The organism is Colwellia sp. MB02u-6, assembly GCF_014077095.1.
Taxonomy (GTDB): Bacteria; Pseudomonadota; Gammaproteobacteria; order Enterobacterales; family Alteromonadaceae; genus Cognaticolwellia.
This window is the reverse complement of record NZ_JACGVG010000027.1, coordinates 649735-671355: the sequence shown is the minus strand read 5'-3', so window position 1 is coordinate 671355 and position 21621 is coordinate 649735. Positions and strand designations below refer to the sequence as shown.

Sequence of the window (21621 nt, the reverse complement as noted above, 5' to 3'; positions counted from 1 at the left end):
GACGCGGCGAAAAAATAGCCAAAGAGTGTGAGCCAGCTTTGTAATGCCATCTCTCTTGGGCGAGTCAAGCAGGTATCGATCCTAATCACAAGTGTGCGAAAAAATGCAAGTGATACAATATTGCTGAACTGGCGTTGGTGTACGATGCGTGTTGTGAGAAGGTCACAAATTGTGATGTATGCTAGGTATTTTGAGGAGTGGGGTGAGGTTATGTCGAAATATATATTGGGTAGCTCAGTTGTGATTGGCGCACTAACGCTTTCGGGATGCGCCAGCCTTTATGAACCAGAAGCGAGAGTAGTGGACATTACTCCGAACACTCGAATTACTGGGACCTCATCAATTACTCATACGTTTATTAGAGACGATAAAAGCAATTATATTACGTGCGCGATGCCCCCACCGGATGCGGCGTTTAACCAGTCTGAGGCTGGCGATATTTCTTTGTCATTAGTGGACTTGGGTGATGGCGCAGATTCCGGCGACGAAAGTGATAATTCGGCGGAAGTAGAAATGGCTGGGAGGACGCCTACAGTTTTGTTGTCGCGAGAATTGTTCTTTCGCACATGCGAATTTTCCCAGAACTACGACCTGACCAAGGAAGAGGCGCTGGTCCTCTATAACAAGATTCTTGATACTATTAAAGCGAACTGGGCAATAGAAGCTCGCAGTACAAAAGTTACTATTGGCGATAAGATGGAAACCACTAATAAAGTAGGCGTGACAGAAGATACGAAAACACCAACAACTAACAACACCAACGACTAAAAAGTATAAGTAGAATAAACCACCTTTTTCTCTAACCGTTAATATACTAACAATTCTCCAAAATTTTTCCCGCCAGTCTGTTTGCCAAAATTGAGGGGTTTTCTGTGCTCAATGGTACGTTTACCCTTAAAGGACTCCAGAAAGAAGGTTTCATCTGCCTCAACTATCCCCGAAACATTCTTAGTTTGTATCTTGGTTGGGGCTGTTAGAAAGCGATGTCGCCATCTAAATGCAGTGGTTAAATCTATATTCACTCTCTGTGCTGCTTTTCTCAGAGGCAAGCTATCGAACATACACTGGAGATAATCGAACCATTTATCTTTTTGGCGAAGGCCAGATAAAGCAGTGCCTGTAAGCGCATTAAACGTCTTACCACACTCGGTATTTTTGCATTTATAACGTTGAAGACCTGCTGATTTACCCCACTTTTTAATTTGTGGGCTAGTACAATGGCGGCAACATGTGATGTCTGACGATCTATCAATAAAGGATGCCGCCTGAGATTCAATAAGCTGTGATAACAAACTGAGAAAATATTTTTTCTGGGAATGAGGCAATTCGGTGAGTTGCGCTTCTAACGCTCTAATATCTGCTTTATTCATGGTAGTTAGCCTTGTTAATGAATCATCTATACAGTAGTTCATACAGTGCTTTTATTCAATAACAACATCTAAGCCAAACAGCGCCATTTATATACAGTATAGTTGTGTTTTTTATTGTCGGCATGCTGGGACTTTATAGTGCAAAGATATAGGCATTAGTGGTTGAAAAACTAATTAGCCCACCGTCTATAATTCGCTCAAAGGAGTCATACGATACATTCTTTCACTGTTCGCAATCTGCTAATTAGGGCCGTTCGTTGATTAGTTCGGCTAGCTGTCCGTTAAATCTTTATTTAGGCTTTATAGTCCACATAGGGTATACCCATAGAGACAGTCAAAATATCTATTCAAAAACAACGTATAATGAACCAGTCATTTTGAATTGCCGATTTTGCCAAAGTCCATTTTAAGTGGGTACTTTTGGCCTAAATAATGGACTGTAAAATTGAGACTTTGAGCAAGTCCATTTAGGGTGTACCTAACGTAGACCGTAACTATAAAAATATTAATTGTCATAAAGAAAGCTAAATACACCAGCTAAAATAACCCAAGTGGATGCAAAACTTGGCTTATTTTCATCAAGCGTTAAAGACTTCAAAGTGCCAATGTCGGATCGCCATCCATTAGCATATCAATCGATAACACCAACAAATCTAAAAACATACGGATTATTTGAACGTCTGTTTATCGCTCTAAAAAGACATTAATTTTTTCAACTCATTATGTCAACTTTGCGCACAAAGTTAGCATTAATAATTTGATGATGAACGACCGCAATGGTGGCCAAGCGGACTATTGGTTGTGATGAATTCAATGTTAAATTAGGTCGGCTTTGTGGCATCAGTTAGCGTCCAGAGATGAAAAAAAACGGATGGAATGAGTGGGCTTAATACAGTCATATTTGGCATTAATACTCACCCATGTCTAATGTTATGAGATGGTTGATTATTATTACAACCGTTAATATACTTGTATTCAAATCCTGAGACTTCGATTACTCCCTATGATCAACAGATGGGCGAGCCGTGATAGCTCAGGTTTTTAATTAACCCTTTAAAGCCTCTGCTCACAGTTTGATTGGGTTTTTATTAAAGTAGTTAATCTTTAAAGCTTAGAAAGCTTATCTATCACCAAATAGGTTTACCTTTATAATGAACACCACCTATACCATTGTCGGCATCTTGGTCCTTTTCAGCATCTTTTATTGTGCTAAGCAATTCATCAAACGTAGAAACCACAACAAAATGATCCTTACTAAGCAGGCTGCCCTCGCTGTTGATGATACTATCGATGACTATATTAGCATCAGCTTGGCTGACGGTGGTCGCATCACTAACGCCTACGGCGAGACTATCAGGTACGACACTTCGACTAAATAATACATCTTGATCTCTTTTGTCAGTTTTTGGCTTTGGGTTTATACTTTTATCAATTCCTTTACTTCCCTGCTCCCTTATAAACATTGTTCAGCATGCTTTACCTTTATATAAGGTATTTAAGTAAAACCTAGCATAGTTAATTGATTGAATAAAAAATAATGAAATTATTATTTTTCCCCTATTTAAAGGACTCATGACTTTTATTTTTAGTACCTCAGTTAGTACCAAGAATTAGAACACAAACACAACTATCCAATTATAATCAATAAGTTAAAGCACAAACGAAGGTGACCCCCGCCCACCAAAATAAAGACCGTTTTTAGTCCATTAGTTATACCTAGTAACTTTTAGATTTGGCCATAGCTTGGCAACAGGCTATGATAGAAAACCGCTTAATTGCGGTTTTTTTATGTCTAAAATTTACAAAAACATCATGCACTAAAATATCAATGACTCTGACCCCATTGATAAGCAAGAGTATTGGGTAAAAGAACTTTAGTGACTCATTTATTGAAAATAACTACCATCAGCAACAGGGAGTCGCTAAACTAGCGTTTTCAGTTTTCAGTTTTCAGTTTTCAGTTTTCAGCGAGCATTATGACTGCACCCATTTCTTGTCCGACTAAGTTTATCTCAGACAAAGCTCATTACGCTGACTGTTCTGGTGAACTTGTCACCTACGACCATTCACTTCCAGCCTATTTTAAAGCTACTTTTATGTTGCTGTTTGGCATACTATTAGTGTTGTTTACTGACATAAATCTATACGCTGCTTGGTTTTTGTTTAACCTAAGTATACTTAAAGCCATTAGTGTTTATTACCAAGCGACTTGCTGGTTGGCACGACGCATCTTGAGTACAGTCGCTAAAATTAACACTAGCTTAATCGTCAACAAGCTCAATATTTCCATCGAATATCTTTATTTAACTAACACTATTTTGTCGGGCGATATTTCAGCACTGACTGCGACCTCAAAAACTTGGCTGAACAGTCATATATTAGGCAAAAATCATGTATTTAATCTCGGTTTATCCACACCAACGATCACTTTTATCGCTGGTGATATTTAATGACTTTAATTCATCAACTGTCATCTAGATGAATAATCCTATCCGTTTATCAAATGCAAAATTTATGTGTTTATTTTCAGGCACCTGGTTGCTTTGGCTTTATCTCGCCCCAGCTAAGATAGCTGAATTAATTGATTATGCCTTATTCAGCTTATTAGGAATAATAGGCGCTATTTTTGCCAACGCAACCGGAGCCGGCGGTGGTGTCGTTTTTATTCCCATGTTCAAAGAATTAGGCTTCACTGATACTCAATCAGTTGCCACTAGCTTTGCTATCCAGTGTTTTGGAATGACCGCGGGCGCAATAACATGGTGGAATCACTATCAAACTGAGAAAACGGATCTGCGTCTATGGCAAGGTTTTAAACGCATTATTGTGATCACCAGTATTGCCGCCATAATCGGTATTGGAGCCGTTCAAGGTTTTGGCATTGCATCTCCCTCATCCTTACATCATAGCTTCAGCTGGTTTTCGTTAATATTAGGCTGCGCCATTATTTTAACGGTTTACGCTATTAAGCCCAAACGCGAACGTAGCCAAATTCAATGGTTTGACTGGTTAGCCTTGTCAGTTATTGGCCTAAGTGGTGGCGCCATCACAGCGTGGTTGTCGGTGGGCGTGGGTGAATTACTGGCGGTCTATTTAATTCTTCGCCGCTTTGATATTAGCTTGGCGGTCTCTGCTGCGGTTATTGTTTCAGCAATCACTGTCTGGACAGGTATTTGGCATTATACCCTGGTTAATTTTCAGGTGTATTGGCAAGTGGTCTTGTTTGCCGGCCCTGGCGCGATCATTGGCGGTATTTTAGCTAAAACACTAGTCACTCATTTGTCAGCGACCAAGCTCAAGCTTTTTTTCGCTTTTTGGCTAGTTGTTATTGGCCTCGTTGGTCTTGAACTATAGCTTTTACACCCAACTAAAAAATAGTAGTAACCCTCCCCCGTTTCAGTATCTGAGGTATCGCTATTAATAAGGTCGGAGTTAATGACTTTCTAAACGCGAAGTCTTGCCATATTATTCACTAATTCATCTAAACTAAATTAGCCTTACAGCTAGTTTAGTATTGTAATAGTCATCATCAATGACTATTACCCCATTGATATTCCAAAAAGTAAAAAAATCAAACATTACCATTCAAGCTAATTACTCAATGCCATTTTGATCGAAAAGTGATCGGCATCGATGGTATTGAGTGCTCTCGATGGATGGTATTAGGTGATCGGCTTAGAGAGTATTAGGTGGTCACGATGTATGAGAATATGCAACACCGCGTTAATTATAAATTTATCAACGGCTTTGACCCGAGTGTCACTTACATAAGTGATAAAAATGTTGAAACATACGGGACTAGGTCACTGTGAGGAGCCCTGCGACGCGGCAAGGTCAAGTATGGACTATTAACTCGGGTTGGCTAATGAAATTAGCCATAACTGTCAGTATTTTTTACAACTTTATAACAAAGAGTTTATTGAAACATACGGGACTCGGTCATTGCGAGGAGCCCTGCGACGGGGCAAGGTCAAGTATGGACTATTAACTCGAGTTGGCTAATAAAATCCTCTATCACTGCCAGTATTTTTTACAACTTTATAACAAAGGGTGTATTTATTGTTTATATAATTGAGTTTGTTATTAATTACTAAACTAAGTGGCTGATAAATAAAAATATTAATATCATGGTCTAAATACTGCATTCTCTTACCTACTGAATAAAGGTATTCAGGTTATTTAACAATAACAATAACAGCTTTATATTTATAGGATACCAAATAATGCATTTTAAAAAACAACTAATAGTAACGCTAATTGCAAGTACCTTCTCACTAGCTGCAAATGCAGTCAGCATTAACTTTGACGGTGTTTCTGTACCTCATTGCGGACTGAACAGCATAAACAATACCTACAACTGTTTTGACCAAGCAACCGATAATTCTAACGACGTTTATATTGCTAGTGGTTATCTAGTCATTATAGACGAACTTGATTCAGCTTCAGCCATATTAGGTGCAAACGGCAAATTAAAAGGAAATCTAAATTCGTCCTCAACAGTGGCGCTGGGTGCCAACGCTGAAATTATAGGAAACGTAACATCGAAAACGACTATAGCACTGGGCGCTGATGCAAAGGTGGAAGGCATTATAGTTGCTGGATCAACTCTAGCCCTGGGCGCTGGAGCACTAGTGACTGGTGACGTGAGTGCGACAACAACTATCGCTGTGGGTGCAGATGGAGGCGTGAATGGAGAAGTTTATGCAGGAACAACTGTCGCGCTGGGTGCTAACTCATTTGTGACTGAAGATGTTAGCGCTGGAACCACAGTGGCGCTAGGTGCTGACGCCTTTGTAGAGGGTGCTGTAGAATCACGTAGATCCTCAGTAACACTCGGCGTGAACGCGTATATTAAAGGTATCACAACAGCGGCCTCGTCGGCGACACTGGGTGCCGGTGCATACACGTGTAGCGATATCATTGTGAATGCATCAGCGGTACTGGGTGCTGGTTCATTTGTCGTTGGAAATCTGAGAACAGTAACGATGACATTGGCCGCTGGCGCGTTTGTGACTAAAGAGATTAAGGGAACGACGGCAACGCTGGGTGCTAATGCTTGTTACGGTGAGAATATTGATGTGACCACACTAACGCTAGGCGCAGGTGCAGGTCAATGTGGTGCTTCTGCTCATTCTTATAACGGTCTTCATAATGACACTGATAATGACCTCAAAGAATGCTCTTAAAATCAAATGTAATAAGGTTAAACGCCAGCTTAGTTAGAGGTTAGGCGAAAGAGGTAACTTGAAGAGGATTACAGATTAAACGCTGTGATCCTCTTTTTTTATGCCTAAAATCTAATGAGATCAAAGCTCTTCCTGATTACCCATGACCAACAGCTACGATTTACTTAAATTAATCTCTATTTAATATAAGCATTAATTGAGGTGATTAGTCATGAGTAAAAATCAGGTTCAATAGCTAAAGGCTTATAGTTTACTTGAATTATTTAAGGACTATGGAACAGAAGAGCAATACAATTCACTGCCTATCCTAAACCTTATATGGGTATTAATGATAAGTAGTTACACAGATTTTGTTACAGGGTCGTTAATTGGTGTTTAGTAAATAACAGATAGTAAAATTGTCACTCTCTCATATCAAATAACTCTTGATGAAAGTCATCGTTTGTAAAGCCTTTATTTAAGAAGCCTGCGCGTAATTTTTTGCCAAACTCTTTGGGTCCGCAAAACCAAATAGTTGAATCTTGCCAATCGGGTACTAGTTTGCATATTTGATCTGTGTTTAATAGTCCGTCTTTATTAGCGACTAAAACATGAAGTTTTACCCCTGCCAGCTCTGAAGAATGTTTCAGCGCATTAATGAAATATTCGTCAGGTTCGTGGGTGCAATAAAACAAATCTATACCTTCACTAATTTTTTTATCAGTTTTTTTTGCTGCTAAAACCTCAATACGCGCGATAAATGGTGTAATACCTATCCCTCCTGCAACCCAAATTTGCCTAGGTTTACCGGTACTAAAATCAAATTGACCATAAGGCCCTTCAATTTCAACCTTGTCTCCTACTTTTAAAATACTCGGTAGCGTTTTTGTATAGTCGCCTAGGCCTTTGATAAGAAATTCAATCCTAGCGTCGTTCTTCCATGCTGATGATATAGTAAAAGGATGAGGCCCTTCTGCTTTATCAAAGGTAACAAAGGCAAATTGTCCGGCCTGATGTCCACTCCAACTATTTTCTAAATCAATACTCAGACCCAATACTTGATTGTCACTGTGATAGTTTATATTGTTGATGTTGCCCACAGAACGTCGAGAAACGCCAATTTTTCGTGACAAGGAGAGAAAGGCAGCAACAGTGCCACCAATCATTAATAATACCGTCAACCAAGATATAGGCTCATCCCAATAATCAACTTGCATGAGTATGATCGAGTGAAAAACTAAAAATAGATAAATAATAGCGATAAACCGATGCGTTTTGAAAAAGTATCGATACGGAAACCATTTAACTAAGGCTAAAATCATAAATAATATCAGGGCATAAAAGGCCCATTCACCGATAGATTCAGCAAGACCATGTTGTTCTTTAAAAAAAAGCAATAGGCTGTTCGTTTCTTCATTTGATCTATGACGAGCAGGCTTATCCATTAACCCCCAGCCAACTAACCATTTGGGTACCATTGCCCATAGATAATGTAAAACTGAAAAAATAAGCGCTGTTACGCCCAGCCATTTATGTAAACGATAGGTTTTATCAAGCCCACCAAGCATAGGTTCAATAATAACAGGGCGAATGGCCAATATCATACCAATACTCATCACAGCAATGGCCACAATACCGGTGTAACTGAGCATAGACTTTCTCAGCGGAAAAAACTTATATGATGAAAACAATATTGGGTCTGCAAGTAACCAAAGTAATGTTAGGGACAGCAGAATGATAAAATAGCTTAATTTGATATTTTTCATGTGGAGAATACCTTTTCTACAACATGTAAAACAGAGGCTGTATGCGTTTTGCTATGCCATAAGAGATTTAAATGTCTTTTATCAAACTGAGTATAAAGGCATCAAGGTGAAAATTATGAGTTCCAAACTCATTCGCCTTATTAGTTAGCTTCGAATCTTCACGCTAATTTTATACGCTGTAATTGTGTGATTCTTTGATCACAAACTTGTTTTAGCAAACAAAAAATAAAAGGAATGAAAACAGATCTACTGATGTAGGGTTTTTCTTAATATATAGGAGATGAACGTCTACCGGTTTACTGTTCAATTTACTCCATAAATTGTTGGCGATTAGTCCCTCGCTAAACAATATTTAGAGATATATCAGGTAAATTCAATTGGGGTAAACTAGCCACCTTAATCTCACTATGAAAGAGTAAAGAAATTTAGGTATAGAAGGCTAATTTATATAATCAACGACACTGTCCCTTTGATTTTTTCTCGGTGGTAATAAAACTTTATATTCTTATACTAGGTTTTTTTACCCGCCATTTTTTATTCCTATAATTTTTCTTATTAAATGAATATTTACACCGGCGTGTGGCTAACTTTTTTTACGCCAACCGAATGCAAGTAACCAAACCATCAATACGAGTTCTCCTAGCGCAAAGAGAATTAACCAGCCTAAATCAACATCTGGAGCAAAGTATTTGCCTAAATACATAGCAATATAAGACGTGCCAGCTAGCCCCACTGGAATACTAAGCCAGCTCGGAGTGACGGTAGAACGCCATAACAATATACTGAGTATACCTAGGTGAACCCCAAACAACATCAGCGCCATCGACTCCATCGATTTCGCCGCTGACAGGTGGGCAAAAACCATAGTTTGGATATCTGATTCGCTGAATAAATTTGATACCGACAGATTCACAGCCAAGTCGTAGGCTAGAATACTCGAAGATAGGCCAACGAAAGCAAGCGCAGTGTAAACAAGCCGAGACCACGCAACCAATTGTGAAAGCGCTCTTTGATCTTTACGCAAATACCAAAATAAAGCCCATGCGACAATAATATCCATCACATAAGTAACAAATAACAAGAATGTGCCAATTACAAATGGAGTTCCATTGGATTGCAAGCTATTGACTGTTGCAGCGATATCACCTTTGACAACGCTTTGCGACATGAAATAGAAATTTGCTATGGGTGCTGCGAAAACCATTACCAGCAGACCTAACCCAGCGATTATGGCTGAGTTTCTTTGCGTTAGACCATTAGAAAAATCCTGTGCAGAATCATTGTCCATCAAGTGAATCCTTCAATTTATTGACAAGGGGATGCCATATCGGCTTCAAAGCAAAACGAACCAAACACTTAACGCCTCACTAAGAGGAAAATAATAGTTGCATCCATAATTCTCTTCTCGTAATACCTGATCAGTAATACATGCTGCGTATAACATATTTGGACATAACGCCTATTTAAGAGGCAAAATAGAGTTGGCTAAAATAAGTGAACGGAGTGAAGAAAAAGCCAACAGTTAGCAGTCCCGCTTGAAATTATTGTTATGTACTTCTGACTAGCAACGATGTATTTCTTGAACCAGAAGTACGTTTCTGAGGGTCATAAAAGGTCTCAACAATTTGAAAGGATGCTTTTCGCATCATACCTGCGGATGCTAAGTTTTCTTCGTGGCGTTCAATATATACTTTTTCACATTGTCCTTTGTGAGCCAACTCAATTGCCTTTTGTAATAACGTACTTCCAATCCCTTTACCACTATAATTCATGTTAACTACCACATCATTAATGTATGCTATTGTTGATAAATCGGAGTATTGACTAAGTGTTGAAGGACATGCCTCTTTAAAAATTAAAATCGCGAACCCAGTAATTTCATTATCTTCAGCTAAAACCGCAAGCGCCTTTCCATCGCGTATTAGCTGAAACTGTAGATCAATGCTTTCATTCGTAATGTAGTTCCACTCGTTTGGCCCATCTCGAAGTAAAATTTTTCTCATTTGTTCAAAATCAGCTACATTGAGCAGCCTTGAATGTACTTTCATGTTCCACCTCTATTTGGCACATAACGAATGATATAGACTCCTCCACTAATCAGCATCTATGTGCCATATTGAAAGCTGTTAAAAAAATTCAATAAAGGTCAGTCCATGTGTCCTTAATTAAAGTCGTTGGCATCGATTTAGCCAAGTCAGTTTTTAGTATTCACGGAACTGACGAACATGACAAGTGCAAATTGCGTAAAACTATCAAACGAAATAAACTGTTAGCCAAAATAGCTAAATTAACACCCTGTATTATTGCTATGTAAGCCTGCTCGGTTGCACATTACTGGGCAAGAGAATTTATCAAGCTCGGTCATGACGTGCGTATCAGGCCTAAAAATTTGTTATTCCCTACCGACAAAGTTAAAAGAATGAAGCAAATGATGCTGAAGCCATTTTTGAGGCTGCAACAAGACCAAGACACGCTTTGTCAGTATCAAAAGCGAAGAGCAACAAGCGGTACTGTGTTTACATCGTATTCACCAAGGCGCAATCAAAGACAGAACCGCAGGTATTAACTGTTTGCGAGGCTTATTGTCTGAATTGGGCATCATCATGCCCAAAGGTCGTTACCCTGCACAAAAAAACATCAGTAGTATTTTAGAGGATGCTAAAAATAATTTACCCTTTCTTACGCGTGAATGACTCAATGATTTATGGCAAAGGCTTAAATGAATAAATACTCAAATACGACAGAAAACGCTATGCCTAGCTAATAAACACCAAATGTAGGGCTGTCAGATCTTCTTGTTGTTAGAGATGCTATTGCTTGACTAAGGGAGTCCATGTAGCCCTGTTAAGAGGTAAATTGTAGTTGACTAAAATATGAAGCGGAACAGAAAAACCAACTGTAATTTGTGATCTCCCCCCTCTTTATTTACTTGTTAAGTAATAATTGCACCTATAACTCCACCGAAAAAAATAAATAAATATGGTGTAAAAACTAAGGGTAGCATTGCATTACTAAACGTTTGAGACAAAGGAGTTTTACTAATTTTTGTAGCTTCATATTTATGTATTGGTGGATCCTCAGAATAAGCTTTGAACCAAGAATTATAAATTTGAAATGGCACAATATTTTGATAGTTTTCATCTCCTCGAAAATAAGCCTCGATAATACGAATTCGATAGGCATTAGCATATTGGAATGTCTTCCATTTTGCCTCAATTAGCCAAAATAATAATGCAGAACCAGCGACAAAGAGAAATAATGATGTTGAAAAGCCACCTTTTGAGGAATCAAAACCTAGTGCTAAAGCACCTAATGAAATAGTGATGCACCAACCTTTGATTAATAGTGCCCGGTTATCAAAGTCTTCATATGTTTGTTGCAGAAATAAATACTCTTCCTTTAATTCTTCTCGAATACTCATGTAATCTCCTTATTACCTAAAGCTTAGCACAACGACAGATTATCAAGTCCGTTGGTGCTACTTGTTAGCTGATGGATCTGTTTTAGATAATATGAAAATAAAATAGAGAACAATACAATCAACTAATATGTGTGGACCTAGATTTAACAATAAACCACCTTGGTCTAAACGCTCAAGTGCAAATTTAAAAACAGTTTCATTAATACCTGTTGACGCTAGCTCAAATGCCTTATCACTTAGCAGTGCAACAATTTTTGTTAGATTACTAATTGTTTTATATAACGCTACGAAACTGAATATTATAAAAATAATTGCAGTGACACCGACGGCAATCCTTTTTTGTTTCGGCCAAGCTTTTTCCCTAGAAAACACCCAACCAACTATACCTGTAGTTCCAGCAACATAAAATTGCCAAAATGTAATGATTTGGTCGTTTAATTTAAAGGCTATATCAAGTTCATTCATAATTATCTTAAGCAGCTAGCGCCTTGCTAAGCGGCGCGAAATAGTTGGCTAAAATATTAAAAGAACGAGTGCTAGCCAACTGTGTAGCGTCCGTTTGAGTAACTTGTTATGTGATTTATAGCTCTATATTAGTCATATAATTAAGATCCAAGTGCTAAATTCAATCGTATAATTAAATGAAGAAATTTAAATAAGAGAGTATGTTATGAAAGCATTTGCACTTAGAATATACGATTACTATAAATATATCTTTGATTCTAAAAGAAATCCCATTAGACATATACCAGACCCTATCAGTAGATTTTATATTATGACAATTTTAGCTGGATTGTGGAGTTTTGCTATTTCCATCTACATTGGAAGTATAATTTACTTTGGTATAAGCCTAGCTGCGCACACAATATTGCTACTAATGTTTTTTTTCACCATGGCCGTATTTTATGATGCTGAAAAGAATAAATCTTCATGGTTACTTAAATTACGTAGAAATAAGAAGTAAGAAGTAATTATTAAAACTGAATGTTGATTGATGAGCAATTTTAATCACATAACGCCCATTTAAGGGCTGATAATATGTTGACTAAAATAAGCGACGCAGGAGCAAAAGCCAACTGTTATTTGTTCTGCTTTAACAACTTGTTAGCCTTACCTTGCAAATGTGTACTGCTCATTGGCATCCTTTTTTACACCAAAAAATCCCATGTATGGGAAAAGCTTATTTTTTAAGTACCAAACAAATACGATTAAGAATATAGATATTGCTACTCCAATAATATCCGTAACAAGCTCAGCGCCAAAGTTATCTAGGGACTGGGGAAATTGAGTAATACTTAATAGTACATAAACTAAGTGTGCTTGATAGTTAACCTTTACAAAGTTATAAAAGAAAATCATAGGGATTATGGCAATGGCTCCCCAATAAATTGGATTAGTTGAAGCTGAATCGACACCAATTTCGTAGCCAGCAATTGCGGTAAAAATGGTAATTAAAATCATTAATGAAATTAAAGCTCTATTAGCAGTTTTATGCTTAATAATTAATTTTTTGTCCTTTAAGCTGCAACTAAAGTAGCGAATTTTTTCTCTAAAATATCTTCACTTTTATGTTTTTATATATGTTTGACAATATATCTTCACTATCAAATTCAGTTTGCATAGTTTTTGTCAATTCGTTTTTTTTTCACTTTTATGGGACTCCATTCTCAATTTTAAAGGTACAGCTAACGATATAGCGTATATGTAGCCACACGAGGATTCATTAAATTTAGTGTTTTCAAAAATTGTTATGCGTGTATTTATAAAAATAAAAAAATTGAATAATTAATGGTAGATAATTAAAAGTTTAATATCATCATATTCAATCAATAAGAGTTACTTTACTCATTCATATGCTTGACTGAAACACCAGGTATTCGTCATGGCTGTTTCAAACTCCACTTTATCATTTATTAAGTCATGAATTTCAGCTTCTAATAAAACAATCCAATCTTCATAATCAAGTTCTTCAATCAATTGATACAGATTGTCTATATTAGGTTTTATTTGCTTAAAGGATGTTTTTCACCTCTTGACTAGTGTCGTATCACCGTTTAAATTCAATACTCTGTTAGTTTCTCTAGCCTTTAATTCCATACGTAGACTCAGATCGTTTCTCACCGATACCCTGCCGTTGGTTAGAAAGAGTAGAAATTTATTTATGTCGTCTAAATCAGGTTTGATAATATTTTAAATATCGTATGGCTTGGCTTTTTGACTATCTTTATAATGTCCACAACGACCTCTATCGTCACACAAACCAAACAAGTTAGACCATTCAAATAAAGAGCTAGGGTCGAATCCCTTGTCTTGAAATGCTCTATATGTTTACTGCTTAAGGTACATTCACCATAGACACAAAACCCCATTTTCATCAAATCAAACTATTTCCATATAGTAACTTCGTCGCTAGCTGTAACATCATCCCAACTGTGAGTTCTAGCTCTATATTGATTCAAATATTCTGGTTTAATAGTCGTGAGCAATAGTTAATACTTCATACGCTTTTCGCTGATCAATATTTAATCATTGTCATATTATGGTATCAATGCCGATACTTTTTTAGCTAAGCTGTAAGTGCTTTTGCCTAAAATGGTTATATTATTAATCAGTTCTGCTTGTGAAAGGTTTGATTCTTTAGCTTTTTCTATTTCTTTAATAATATCATCCATTTGAGAGGTTTCCCCTCCGAATTCATTAATTTTATTTTCTGAAAGACCTTTCAAAGCATTAAGCTCTCTTTGATATTCTTGCTTGATATTTGCATCAGCAATTTCTATATAATCATCCATCATATCTGCAAATGAATTAGGGTCAAAATCGGTCATAGTAAATTCCTTTTATATTATTTATTGATTGATTAAATTTTTAAATTTTGTGAGTGCTGCTTCAACGTCTTCTACTTTCGAACTGCCGTTATCGACTTTACTTTGCAGTTCTTCAATATCATCGGCAAAAGTTGTAAGTTTAGTTCCTAGCTCAACTCTTATGTTATCTTCGATACCCACCATTTCAAATAAACTTTGCTGAGTTTCATGAATATCTGTAACGCTATTTAAAAGGGCGGTGATGCTAGCATTCTTTTTCACTATGTTAATGTAATTACTATCTACTTTACCCAGTAGTTGACGCCTTTGTTTTTTTAATGGCCCTATAAGCTGTTTACGCTCCAACTCAACCTTTTTATCAATCTTAGAGTAGAATATCTGCATGCCAAGCATTGCATTAGATTGAGATGTATTAAGTTCATTTTGACTTAAATTTTTATTATCAATAAATGCTTTCTGAATAGCATTAAACAGCGATTGATGCTGTTTATCTGGAGTCTTAAACTTTTGAACATCCAATTCAATAATTTGACGTATCAAACTAGGTCGATATTTATTATTAATTAATTCATTAGCTTGCGTTTCTAAGTTATCAAAATAGTAATTAATGAAACTCTTATGGGCTTTCTGCATACTCACCACATCATCAGAAATTGAATTAGATAACGTTACAGATGACTGGGGTACTTGAGCACATCCAGTAAGCAATATAAATACAGATAAAAATAAAATATTTCGATGAGACATTTTTAATCCTTTAATTTTTGTTAAGTTAATATATTTACCATAAATATATTAACTATGGTTTCAATTTTCACTTGATTTTTAAGTATTCACATTCAAATTGACTCAATATTTTTTATCAATTCTCTGTCTAAATGTGCACTTTCATTTCATAGTCCACTTCAAATACCACGACTATAAATACTTATTGTTCTTAACAATTCAATAAGATTTATAAAATCCATCAGTATTTATTAACCCCATAAATAACTTAAAATATTTTCTTAGAGAGTAGATTATTACTAATTAAATGTAGTGTGAAAGCATCCTTATAAACTGATCCATGTTAATTACCTGTTCTATATCCCAAGCAAATAATTATTAACCCTAGTTACATCCTAGAAACAGGTCGGATTTGATTTGTTATTTAGGTTTTTGTCCAATTTTTTATGATGTGTAAATATTCATCACTTTAAATAAACTTGGTACTTTCATTTGTTGCGCCTAATAGCAATTATCATCAATTTTTTACTGTAGTTACTAATCGAATGGTCTGAAAGTAATTTCCCAAAAGATAGTGATTTAACAATTAATGCTTTTATTCTATAAGTAAAACTCACGGAATATAAAACTCTAACGTCACTAAAGTCCTCTGGTTTACAGTTGGTTAAATAGCGCATATTACCAGCATGCATGTATCTACCAAATTTTTCTGATAACCATTTGGAAACAGACTCCCCAACACTAGGAATAAACCTAAAGATAAAACTAATTGCTGAAATGGAGACATCACCAGGAGGTAGCATTGTGACAGAGTCGGCAGCATTAACTATACGGTGAATGGGTGTCTTGATATTATTAACCCAATCATCATTACCTACACGAGGAGAGCCAAATGTGTAACAAGCAGCAATACCTCCACTGTGTGTTAAAAATTTTGTTGCGACTGTTGCCAGAGCGCCACCCAAGCTATGACCAGTAATAAATAATGGTTTCTTTGAGTATTCGTCTTTATTGATTTCTTCTTCAACATCACGACGAATATAGTTAAATGAATCTCTAAACCCTGCATGAATTTGACCTACAGATACTGAGCACTTTATTAAATTGGCTTTAGCATCAGCTTTAATATCACTTAGGCTGTCAGCTTCCGTTCCCCTAAAGCTCAAAATGATATATGCGCCAGCATCAACAAGAATGGCTTGAGTTCCTTTATCATCAAATGTTTTTAAAAGTTTGAATTGAAATTCGTCTAGGTTACTTTCTAATTTTGCTTTTTCTACTGTAGGGTCATAACTTATTTTATTAATTAATGTCGAAACTATCGTTGATTTTTTTTCACCAACAAGAGAGTTAACTTTTTTAATGAAATGTTCTTTTATAAAATCTGTTGAGCCACTTTCAGGAAATAGCGAATTAAATTTTATATACGCTAACTCAGACATTACTGACATTATCCAAGCAGTACGGTCACTGTACGCTTGCCGATATGTTGGTAACTTTTTTGATAATAAGAGGTTTGCATTTGTAGCGTCATCTTCAGATGTAAAGTATTTATCATACATGTAACTGACTCCCTGTCATTGTTTAATATATAATCACTTAAGACCATGAATTAGTCAACATTACTTTTGCTACGTAAATCTAATTTGTACTTTTAGCTTCACCTTGTATCAAATCCAAAGTTTATTTTATCTGACTAGACTTATTAATCGTCATCTGTTGTTGATTTGAGCATAAAACTCACAGGGTGGTGATCTGAAAAACACGCTCTAAATGGGTTATTTTTATATGGTTCGCCAGGATACTCATGAGTAAAATCTTCATACCAAGGTACTTTCATAGCGGTTATCAAGTTAGTTACGGTAAACCCATATTCCAAATCAATTTCATTAGTCAAGTTTGCTCTGTAAAGTACGTGGCCGAATGGCTCAGGTCTGTTTACGTTAGTATTTGTACTCAGGCAGCTAGAATTAAATGTAATAAATTCGCCTATATTCCTCATGTTCATCAACCCATTAATAAATTGATGCTAATTCATGCTTTCTTCTAGCTCTGTTACCGGGTCCTAAGCCTGGTTTTAAGTGAACTGAGATTAAAACAAAAGCCATACCCGTTTCATCAATACGAAAAAGAAATGCATAAGGCCGTTATTTCCTAAATATGAATAACGACTGAACGTATCAACTACTCGAGTAAAGCCAATAGGATCATTCGAGTAGAAACGACCTATGACTGGATCATAGTATCGTGCCTGCATATAGATGAACGCACTTATTATTCAGTTGTAACCTTTAAATGGCTTTGTCTAAACTTGAAATACTTTGCGGAAAAAAGGTAATACTAAATATATTGGTCTAGAGTTAACAAATAAAAAGGCGAACCATTTCTGATTCGCCTTTCAATATTTTTTAGTTAGAGTTTCCAACTAGCTTAGCGGTTTACAACCTGAATAGTCGTGGTCATCAGATCAATATTTAGTTTTCAAAATTCATACATAAAAACTGTCGGACACAAAAAAGGTGAGCATTAAGCTCACCTTTTCAAACAAAATCGAGTCACAAACTTAATTGCACTCACAAACTGCCAAAATTAAGTCACAGACTTAATTAGAACACGACAACATCAGTTACTAATCTTGATAACTCGAAACTGGAGGACAACTACAAATTAAATTTCTGTCGCCATAAACATCATCTATACGGTTAACCGTTGGCCAGAATTTATTCGCTGCGGCCGCAGGCACTGGGAATACCGCTTCTTGAATCGTGTACGCACGATCCCAAGGTGCTGTAATATCCGCTAGTGTGTGTGGTGCATGGTGTAATGGGTTGTTTTCACTTGTCCACTCACCAGAAGTTACTTTGCGTACTTCACCGCGAATCGACACCATAGCTTCAATGAAGCGATCAAGTTCCACTTTTGACTCAGATTCAGTGGGCTCAATCATAAACGTACCCGCTACTGGGAACGACATGGTTGGCGCATGAAAACCATAATCTATTAAGCGCTTAGCGATATCGACTTCAGTAACACCTGACTCTGCCTTAAGTGGGCGTAAATCAATGATACATTCGTGGGCAACACGGCCATTTTTACCTGCATATAACAGCGGGAAATGTGGGCTAAGTTTTGTTGCTACGTAGTTAGCATTAGTAATCGCATATTTAGTCGCATCGGTAACGCCTTTTTTACCCAGTAAGGCACAGTAAAGGTATGAGATACATAAAATACCGGCACTACCATAAGGTGCTGCTGATACCGCGCCGTTACCTTTAGTTTCTTCATCAACATTAATTAATGCATGATCAGGTAAAAATGGAGCTAAGTGGGCTTTAACGCCGATAGGACCCATACCTGGTCCGCCACCACCGTGTGGAATAGAGAAGGTTTTATGTAAGTTTAAGTGTGAAACATCCGCACCGATGAAACCCGGTGATGTTAAACCCACTTGGGCATTCATGTTTGCACCATCAAGATAAACTTGACCGCCGTGATCATGCACTATGTTACAAATTTCTGCAATTGTGGTTTCATATACACCGTGTGTCGACGGGTAAGTGATCATGATACAAGACAGGCTGTCAGCTAACTCACTTGCTTTCGCTTTTAAGTCGGCCATATCAACGTTACCGGCTTTATCGCAAGCAACCACTACTACTTTCATACCTACCATTTGCGCTGACGCAGGGTTAGTACCGTGTGCTGAAGATGGAATTAAACAAATGTTACGATGCGCATCACCACGGCTTTCGTGGTACTTGTGAATGGCAATTAAGCCAGCATATTCACCTTGTGCGCCGGAGTTAGGTTGCATTGACATTTTGTCGTAACCCGTTAACTCAACTAACCATTTGGCTAGTTCGTCAATCATGTGCTTATAACCTTGCGCTTGGTCAACTGGCGCAAATGGGTGCATGTTGGCAAATTCAGGCCATGATACTGGGATCATTTGCGCTGTCGCATTTAATTTCATGGTACAAGAGCCCAATGAAATCATGGAATGATTAAGCGCTAAATCTTTGTTTTCTAACTTTTTGATGTAACGTAGCATCTCAGTTTCACTGTGATACGAGTTAAATACTGGGTGCGTTAGAATCGCAGACTCACGTTGTAATGACGCTGGAATTGACGAATGCCCTGCAGCGATAATTTGCTGATCAAGTACTGCTACGTCTAAACCATGGTCTGCACCTAATAAAATATCAAACAAGGTTTGCACGTTTTCGCGAGTAGTTGTTTCATCTAATGAAATACTAATTTGACCGTCAACATCGGTGCGAAAGTTAGCGCCATTAGCTAATGCACGGGTAACAATTTCGTCTTTATTGCTGACGTTAAACGTTAAGGTGTCAAAGTAATGTTGATGAAGTGCTGGCAAGCCGTTCGTTGCTGTGCCTAAACATAAAATATCAGCAAAGCGGTGTATGCGTTCAGCAATAACTTTTAAGCCTTTAGGACCATGATAAACCGCATAAAATGCCGCCATATTGGCTAATAAAGCTTGCGCTGTACAAATGTTAGAATTGGCTTTTTCGCGGCGAATATGTTGCTCACGCGTTTGCATCGCCATGCGGAGTGCGGGGTTATCACGCGTATCTCTAGATACGCCGATAATGCGACCCGGTAATGAACGTTTGTATTTTTCAGAGGTAGTGAAAAAAGCGGCGTGTGGTCCACCGTAGCCCATAGGCACACCAAAACGTTGAGTTGAACCAATAACAGCATCAGCACCTAATTCACCCGGTGCTTTTAATAGCACTAAGCTCATGATGTCAGCGGCAACAGCAACAATGCCTTTTTTCTCATGAACATTAGCAATTAAATCACTCATGTCAGTGATTTCACCAGTCGCACTTGGGTATTGTAATAAGGCACCAAATACGTCGTGTTCAACAACTTCGGCAGCGGGAGCTACAACAATCTCGAAACCAAACATTTCGGCACGTTGTTTAACTAAGTCAATAGTTTGCGGATAAACTTCACTTGAAATAAAGAATAAGTTTGATTTCTTGTTTTTTGATACACGCTTAGCTAATGCCATGGCTTCAGCTGCGGCAGTGCCTTCATCAAGTAATGACGCCGACGCTAGTTCTAAACCAGTTAGGTCTATACACATTTGCTGGAAGTTTAATAATGACTCTAAACGACCTTGTGCAATTTCTGGTTGATATGGCGTATATGACGTGTACCAGCCTGGATTTTCTAACACGTTACGTAAAATAACGTTAGGCGTTAGTGTGCCGTAGTAACCTAAACCAATATATGTCTCGTTTACCTTGTTCAAACTTGCGACCGCTTTCAAGTCTGCTAAAGCTTGTACTTCAGTTTTGCTTTCTTCGATAGCAGGTAAATCAGCTAAACGAATATCATTAGGTACGATTTCATCGATAAGTGCATCGACAGATTCTGCACCGATATCTTTCAACATGGCTTGTGTTTGCTCATCACTTGGACCAATGTGACGTCGAATAAAATTTTGTCTTTGCTCTAATTCAGTCAAAGATAAAGAGTCATTATATTGAGTAGTCATAAAACAGCTTCACTATAAAGTTAATAATATTTAATAAAAAGAAAGCCCTGAACTATTGGATCGAGTTGAGGGCTTAAATATCGTTTTTGATAACAATCGGCTTTTAGGCACAAATAAATAGGTGCAAACTTAAACCTAGTACTTAAACTTGCTACTTAGGTTAAGTGATTGAGCTCAGTACTTGAGCTCAATAGTTACTTCAATATAAGCAACACGATTGGTGTTATGAATTGTACGAGTTTAGTCGACTAAATGATCACAAAAAATAACAGAAACAAGGTGTGTCACAGCATAATGTGCCTAAAAATTAATCTTCGTCGATTGAGTTTGCATAACCTTCAGCATCAAGTAAGTTGTTGAACTCACTTTCATCTGAAATTTTTAATTTAAATAACCAACCGCCACCGAAGGCATCTGAGTTAACTAACTCAGGTGAGTCTTCAAGGTTTTCATTCGCTTCAATTACTTCACCGCTCATCGGTGCGTAAATGTCTGATGCAGCTTTTACCGATTCTGCTACAGCAACATCGTCGCCCACACTTACTGTGTCGCCCACTTCAGGTAACTCAACAAATACCATGTCACCTAAAAGGTCTTGTGCGTGTTCAGTAATACCAACTGTAACAACACCGTTGCCATCGTTGCGTACCCATTCGTGTGATGTTACATATTTTAATTCTGAAGGAATGTTGCTCATTGATTTTGTCCTAATCTTTATTTTTAAATTGGATATACCAAGCAGATTAACTAATTGGTACTAACGACTATAGTATGAAGCTTGCCTGCGCTAATCATCCCATACTATAGCTTAAATT

General features: G+C 37.3%; 19 protein-coding genes and 2 pseudogenes. 6 read left to right on the top strand and 15 right to left on the bottom strand.

Going from position 1 to position 21621, the window contains the following annotated elements; all coding sequences use genetic code 11:
• Positions 1-210: 210 nt before the first annotated feature.
• On the top strand, positions 211-768 hold the full coding sequence (locus H4J46_RS05370; RefSeq protein ID WP_182232474.1) for a hypothetical protein: 558 nt from the start codon (positions 211-213) through the stop codon (positions 766-768).
• Positions 769-806: 38 nt separating this feature from the next.
• On the opposite strand, the gene H4J46_RS05365 is transcribed toward H4J46_RS05370, so the two are convergent.
• The gene (locus H4J46_RS05365; RefSeq protein ID WP_182232473.1) at positions 807-1370 is read right to left on the bottom strand and encodes an IS1 family transposase; all 564 of its coding nucleotides are present in this window, start codon (positions 1368-1370) and stop codon (positions 807-809) included.
• A gap of 1127 nt (positions 1371-2497) precedes the next feature.
• Positions 2498-2833, bottom strand: a complete 336-nt coding sequence (locus H4J46_RS05360) for a hypothetical protein (RefSeq protein WP_182232472.1) — start codon at positions 2831-2833, stop codon at positions 2498-2500.
• 513 nt (positions 2834-3346) lie between these two features.
• On the opposite strand from H4J46_RS05360, the gene H4J46_RS05355 reads away from it, so the two are divergent.
• From H4J46_RS05355 to H4J46_RS17655, 4 genes and pseudogenes are all read left to right on the top strand, one after another.
• The gene (locus tag H4J46_RS05355; RefSeq protein ID WP_182232471.1) at positions 3347-3820 is read left to right on the top strand and encodes a hypothetical protein; all 474 of its coding nucleotides are present in this window, start codon (positions 3347-3349) and stop codon (positions 3818-3820) included.
• 28 nt (positions 3821-3848) lie between these two features.
• Positions 3849-4724, top strand: coding sequence for a sulfite exporter TauE/SafE family protein (locus tag H4J46_RS05350; protein WP_182232470.1), 876 nt, complete (start codon positions 3849-3851; stop codon positions 4722-4724).
• A gap of 1223 nt (positions 4725-5947) precedes the next feature.
• Positions 5948-6556, top strand: coding sequence for a hypothetical protein (locus H4J46_RS05345; protein WP_182232469.1), 609 nt, complete (start codon positions 5948-5950; stop codon positions 6554-6556).
• Positions 6557-6767: 211 nt separating this feature from the next.
• A pseudogene (locus H4J46_RS17655) lies at positions 6768-6878 on the top strand (IS1595 family transposase); the annotation flags it as partial.
• 79 nt (positions 6879-6957) lie between these two features.
• Here the strand turns inward: H4J46_RS17655 and H4J46_RS05340 are convergent.
• From H4J46_RS05340 to H4J46_RS05330, 3 genes are all read right to left on the bottom strand, one after another.
• Positions 6958-8301: a ferric reductase-like transmembrane domain-containing protein gene (locus tag H4J46_RS05340; RefSeq protein WP_182232468.1), complete on the bottom strand. Its 1344-nt coding sequence runs from the start codon at positions 8299-8301 to the stop codon at positions 6958-6960.
• A 583-nt stretch (positions 8302-8884) separates the two neighbouring features.
• Entirely contained in the window at positions 8885-9589 is a 705-nt protein-coding gene (locus H4J46_RS05335) for a DUF4386 domain-containing protein (protein WP_182232467.1), read from the bottom strand.
• 259 nt (positions 9590-9848) lie between these two features.
• On the bottom strand, positions 9849-10349 hold the full coding sequence (locus H4J46_RS05330) for a GNAT family N-acetyltransferase (RefSeq protein ID WP_182232466.1): 501 nt from the start codon (positions 10347-10349) through the stop codon (positions 9849-9851).
• Positions 10350-10456: 107 nt separating this feature from the next.
• On the opposite strand from H4J46_RS05330, the pseudogene H4J46_RS05325 reads away from it, so the two are divergent.
• A pseudogene (locus tag H4J46_RS05325) lies at positions 10457-10991 on the top strand (IS110 family transposase); the annotation flags it as partial.
• A 242-nt stretch (positions 10992-11233) separates the two neighbouring features.
• On the opposite strand, the gene H4J46_RS05320 reads toward H4J46_RS05325, so the two are convergent.
• From H4J46_RS05320 to gcvH, 10 genes are all read right to left on the bottom strand, one after another.
• The gene (locus H4J46_RS05320; protein ID WP_182232465.1) at positions 11234-11722 is read right to left on the bottom strand and encodes a hypothetical protein; all 489 of its coding nucleotides are present in this window, start codon (positions 11720-11722) and stop codon (positions 11234-11236) included.
• Between the two features lie 57 nt (positions 11723-11779).
• Entirely contained in the window at positions 11780-12187 is a 408-nt protein-coding gene (locus H4J46_RS05315) for a hypothetical protein (protein ID WP_182232464.1), read from the bottom strand.
• Positions 12188-12832: 645 nt separating this feature from the next.
• Positions 12833-13183 (bottom strand): hypothetical protein, encoded by a 351-nt coding sequence (locus H4J46_RS05310; protein WP_182232463.1) that lies wholly within the window; start codon positions 13181-13183, stop codon positions 12833-12835.
• A gap of 1076 nt (positions 13184-14259) precedes the next feature.
• Positions 14260-14550, bottom strand: coding sequence for a hypothetical protein (locus H4J46_RS05305; RefSeq protein WP_182232462.1), 291 nt, complete (start codon positions 14548-14550; stop codon positions 14260-14262).
• Positions 14551-14571: 21 nt separating this feature from the next.
• Positions 14572-15297, bottom strand: coding sequence for a hypothetical protein (locus H4J46_RS05300; RefSeq protein WP_182232461.1), 726 nt, complete (start codon positions 15295-15297; stop codon positions 14572-14574).
• Positions 15298-15764: 467 nt separating this feature from the next.
• Positions 15765-16838 (bottom strand): lipase family protein, encoded by a 1074-nt coding sequence (locus tag H4J46_RS05295; protein WP_182232460.1) that lies wholly within the window; start codon positions 16836-16838, stop codon positions 15765-15767.
• A gap of 143 nt (positions 16839-16981) precedes the next feature.
• Positions 16982-17173, bottom strand: coding sequence for a hypothetical protein (locus H4J46_RS05290; RefSeq protein WP_182232459.1), 192 nt, complete (start codon positions 17171-17173; stop codon positions 16982-16984).
• 195 nt (positions 17174-17368) lie between these two features.
• Positions 17369-17533 (bottom strand): RHS repeat-associated core domain-containing protein, encoded by a 165-nt coding sequence (locus H4J46_RS05285; protein WP_182232458.1) that lies wholly within the window; start codon positions 17531-17533, stop codon positions 17369-17371.
• A 372-nt stretch (positions 17534-17905) separates the two neighbouring features.
• Complete coding sequence (gene gcvP, locus H4J46_RS05280) at positions 17906-20806, bottom strand: aminomethyl-transferring glycine dehydrogenase (protein WP_182232457.1); 2901 nt, start codon at positions 20804-20806, stop codon at positions 17906-17908.
• Between the two features lie 307 nt (positions 20807-21113).
• Positions 21114-21503 carry a glycine cleavage system protein GcvH gene (gcvH, locus tag H4J46_RS05275; RefSeq protein WP_182232456.1) on the bottom strand — a complete coding sequence of 130 codons (390 nt, stop codon included), beginning with the start codon at positions 21501-21503 and terminating at the stop codon, positions 21114-21116.
• Between the last annotated feature and the right edge of the window lie 118 nt (positions 21504-21621).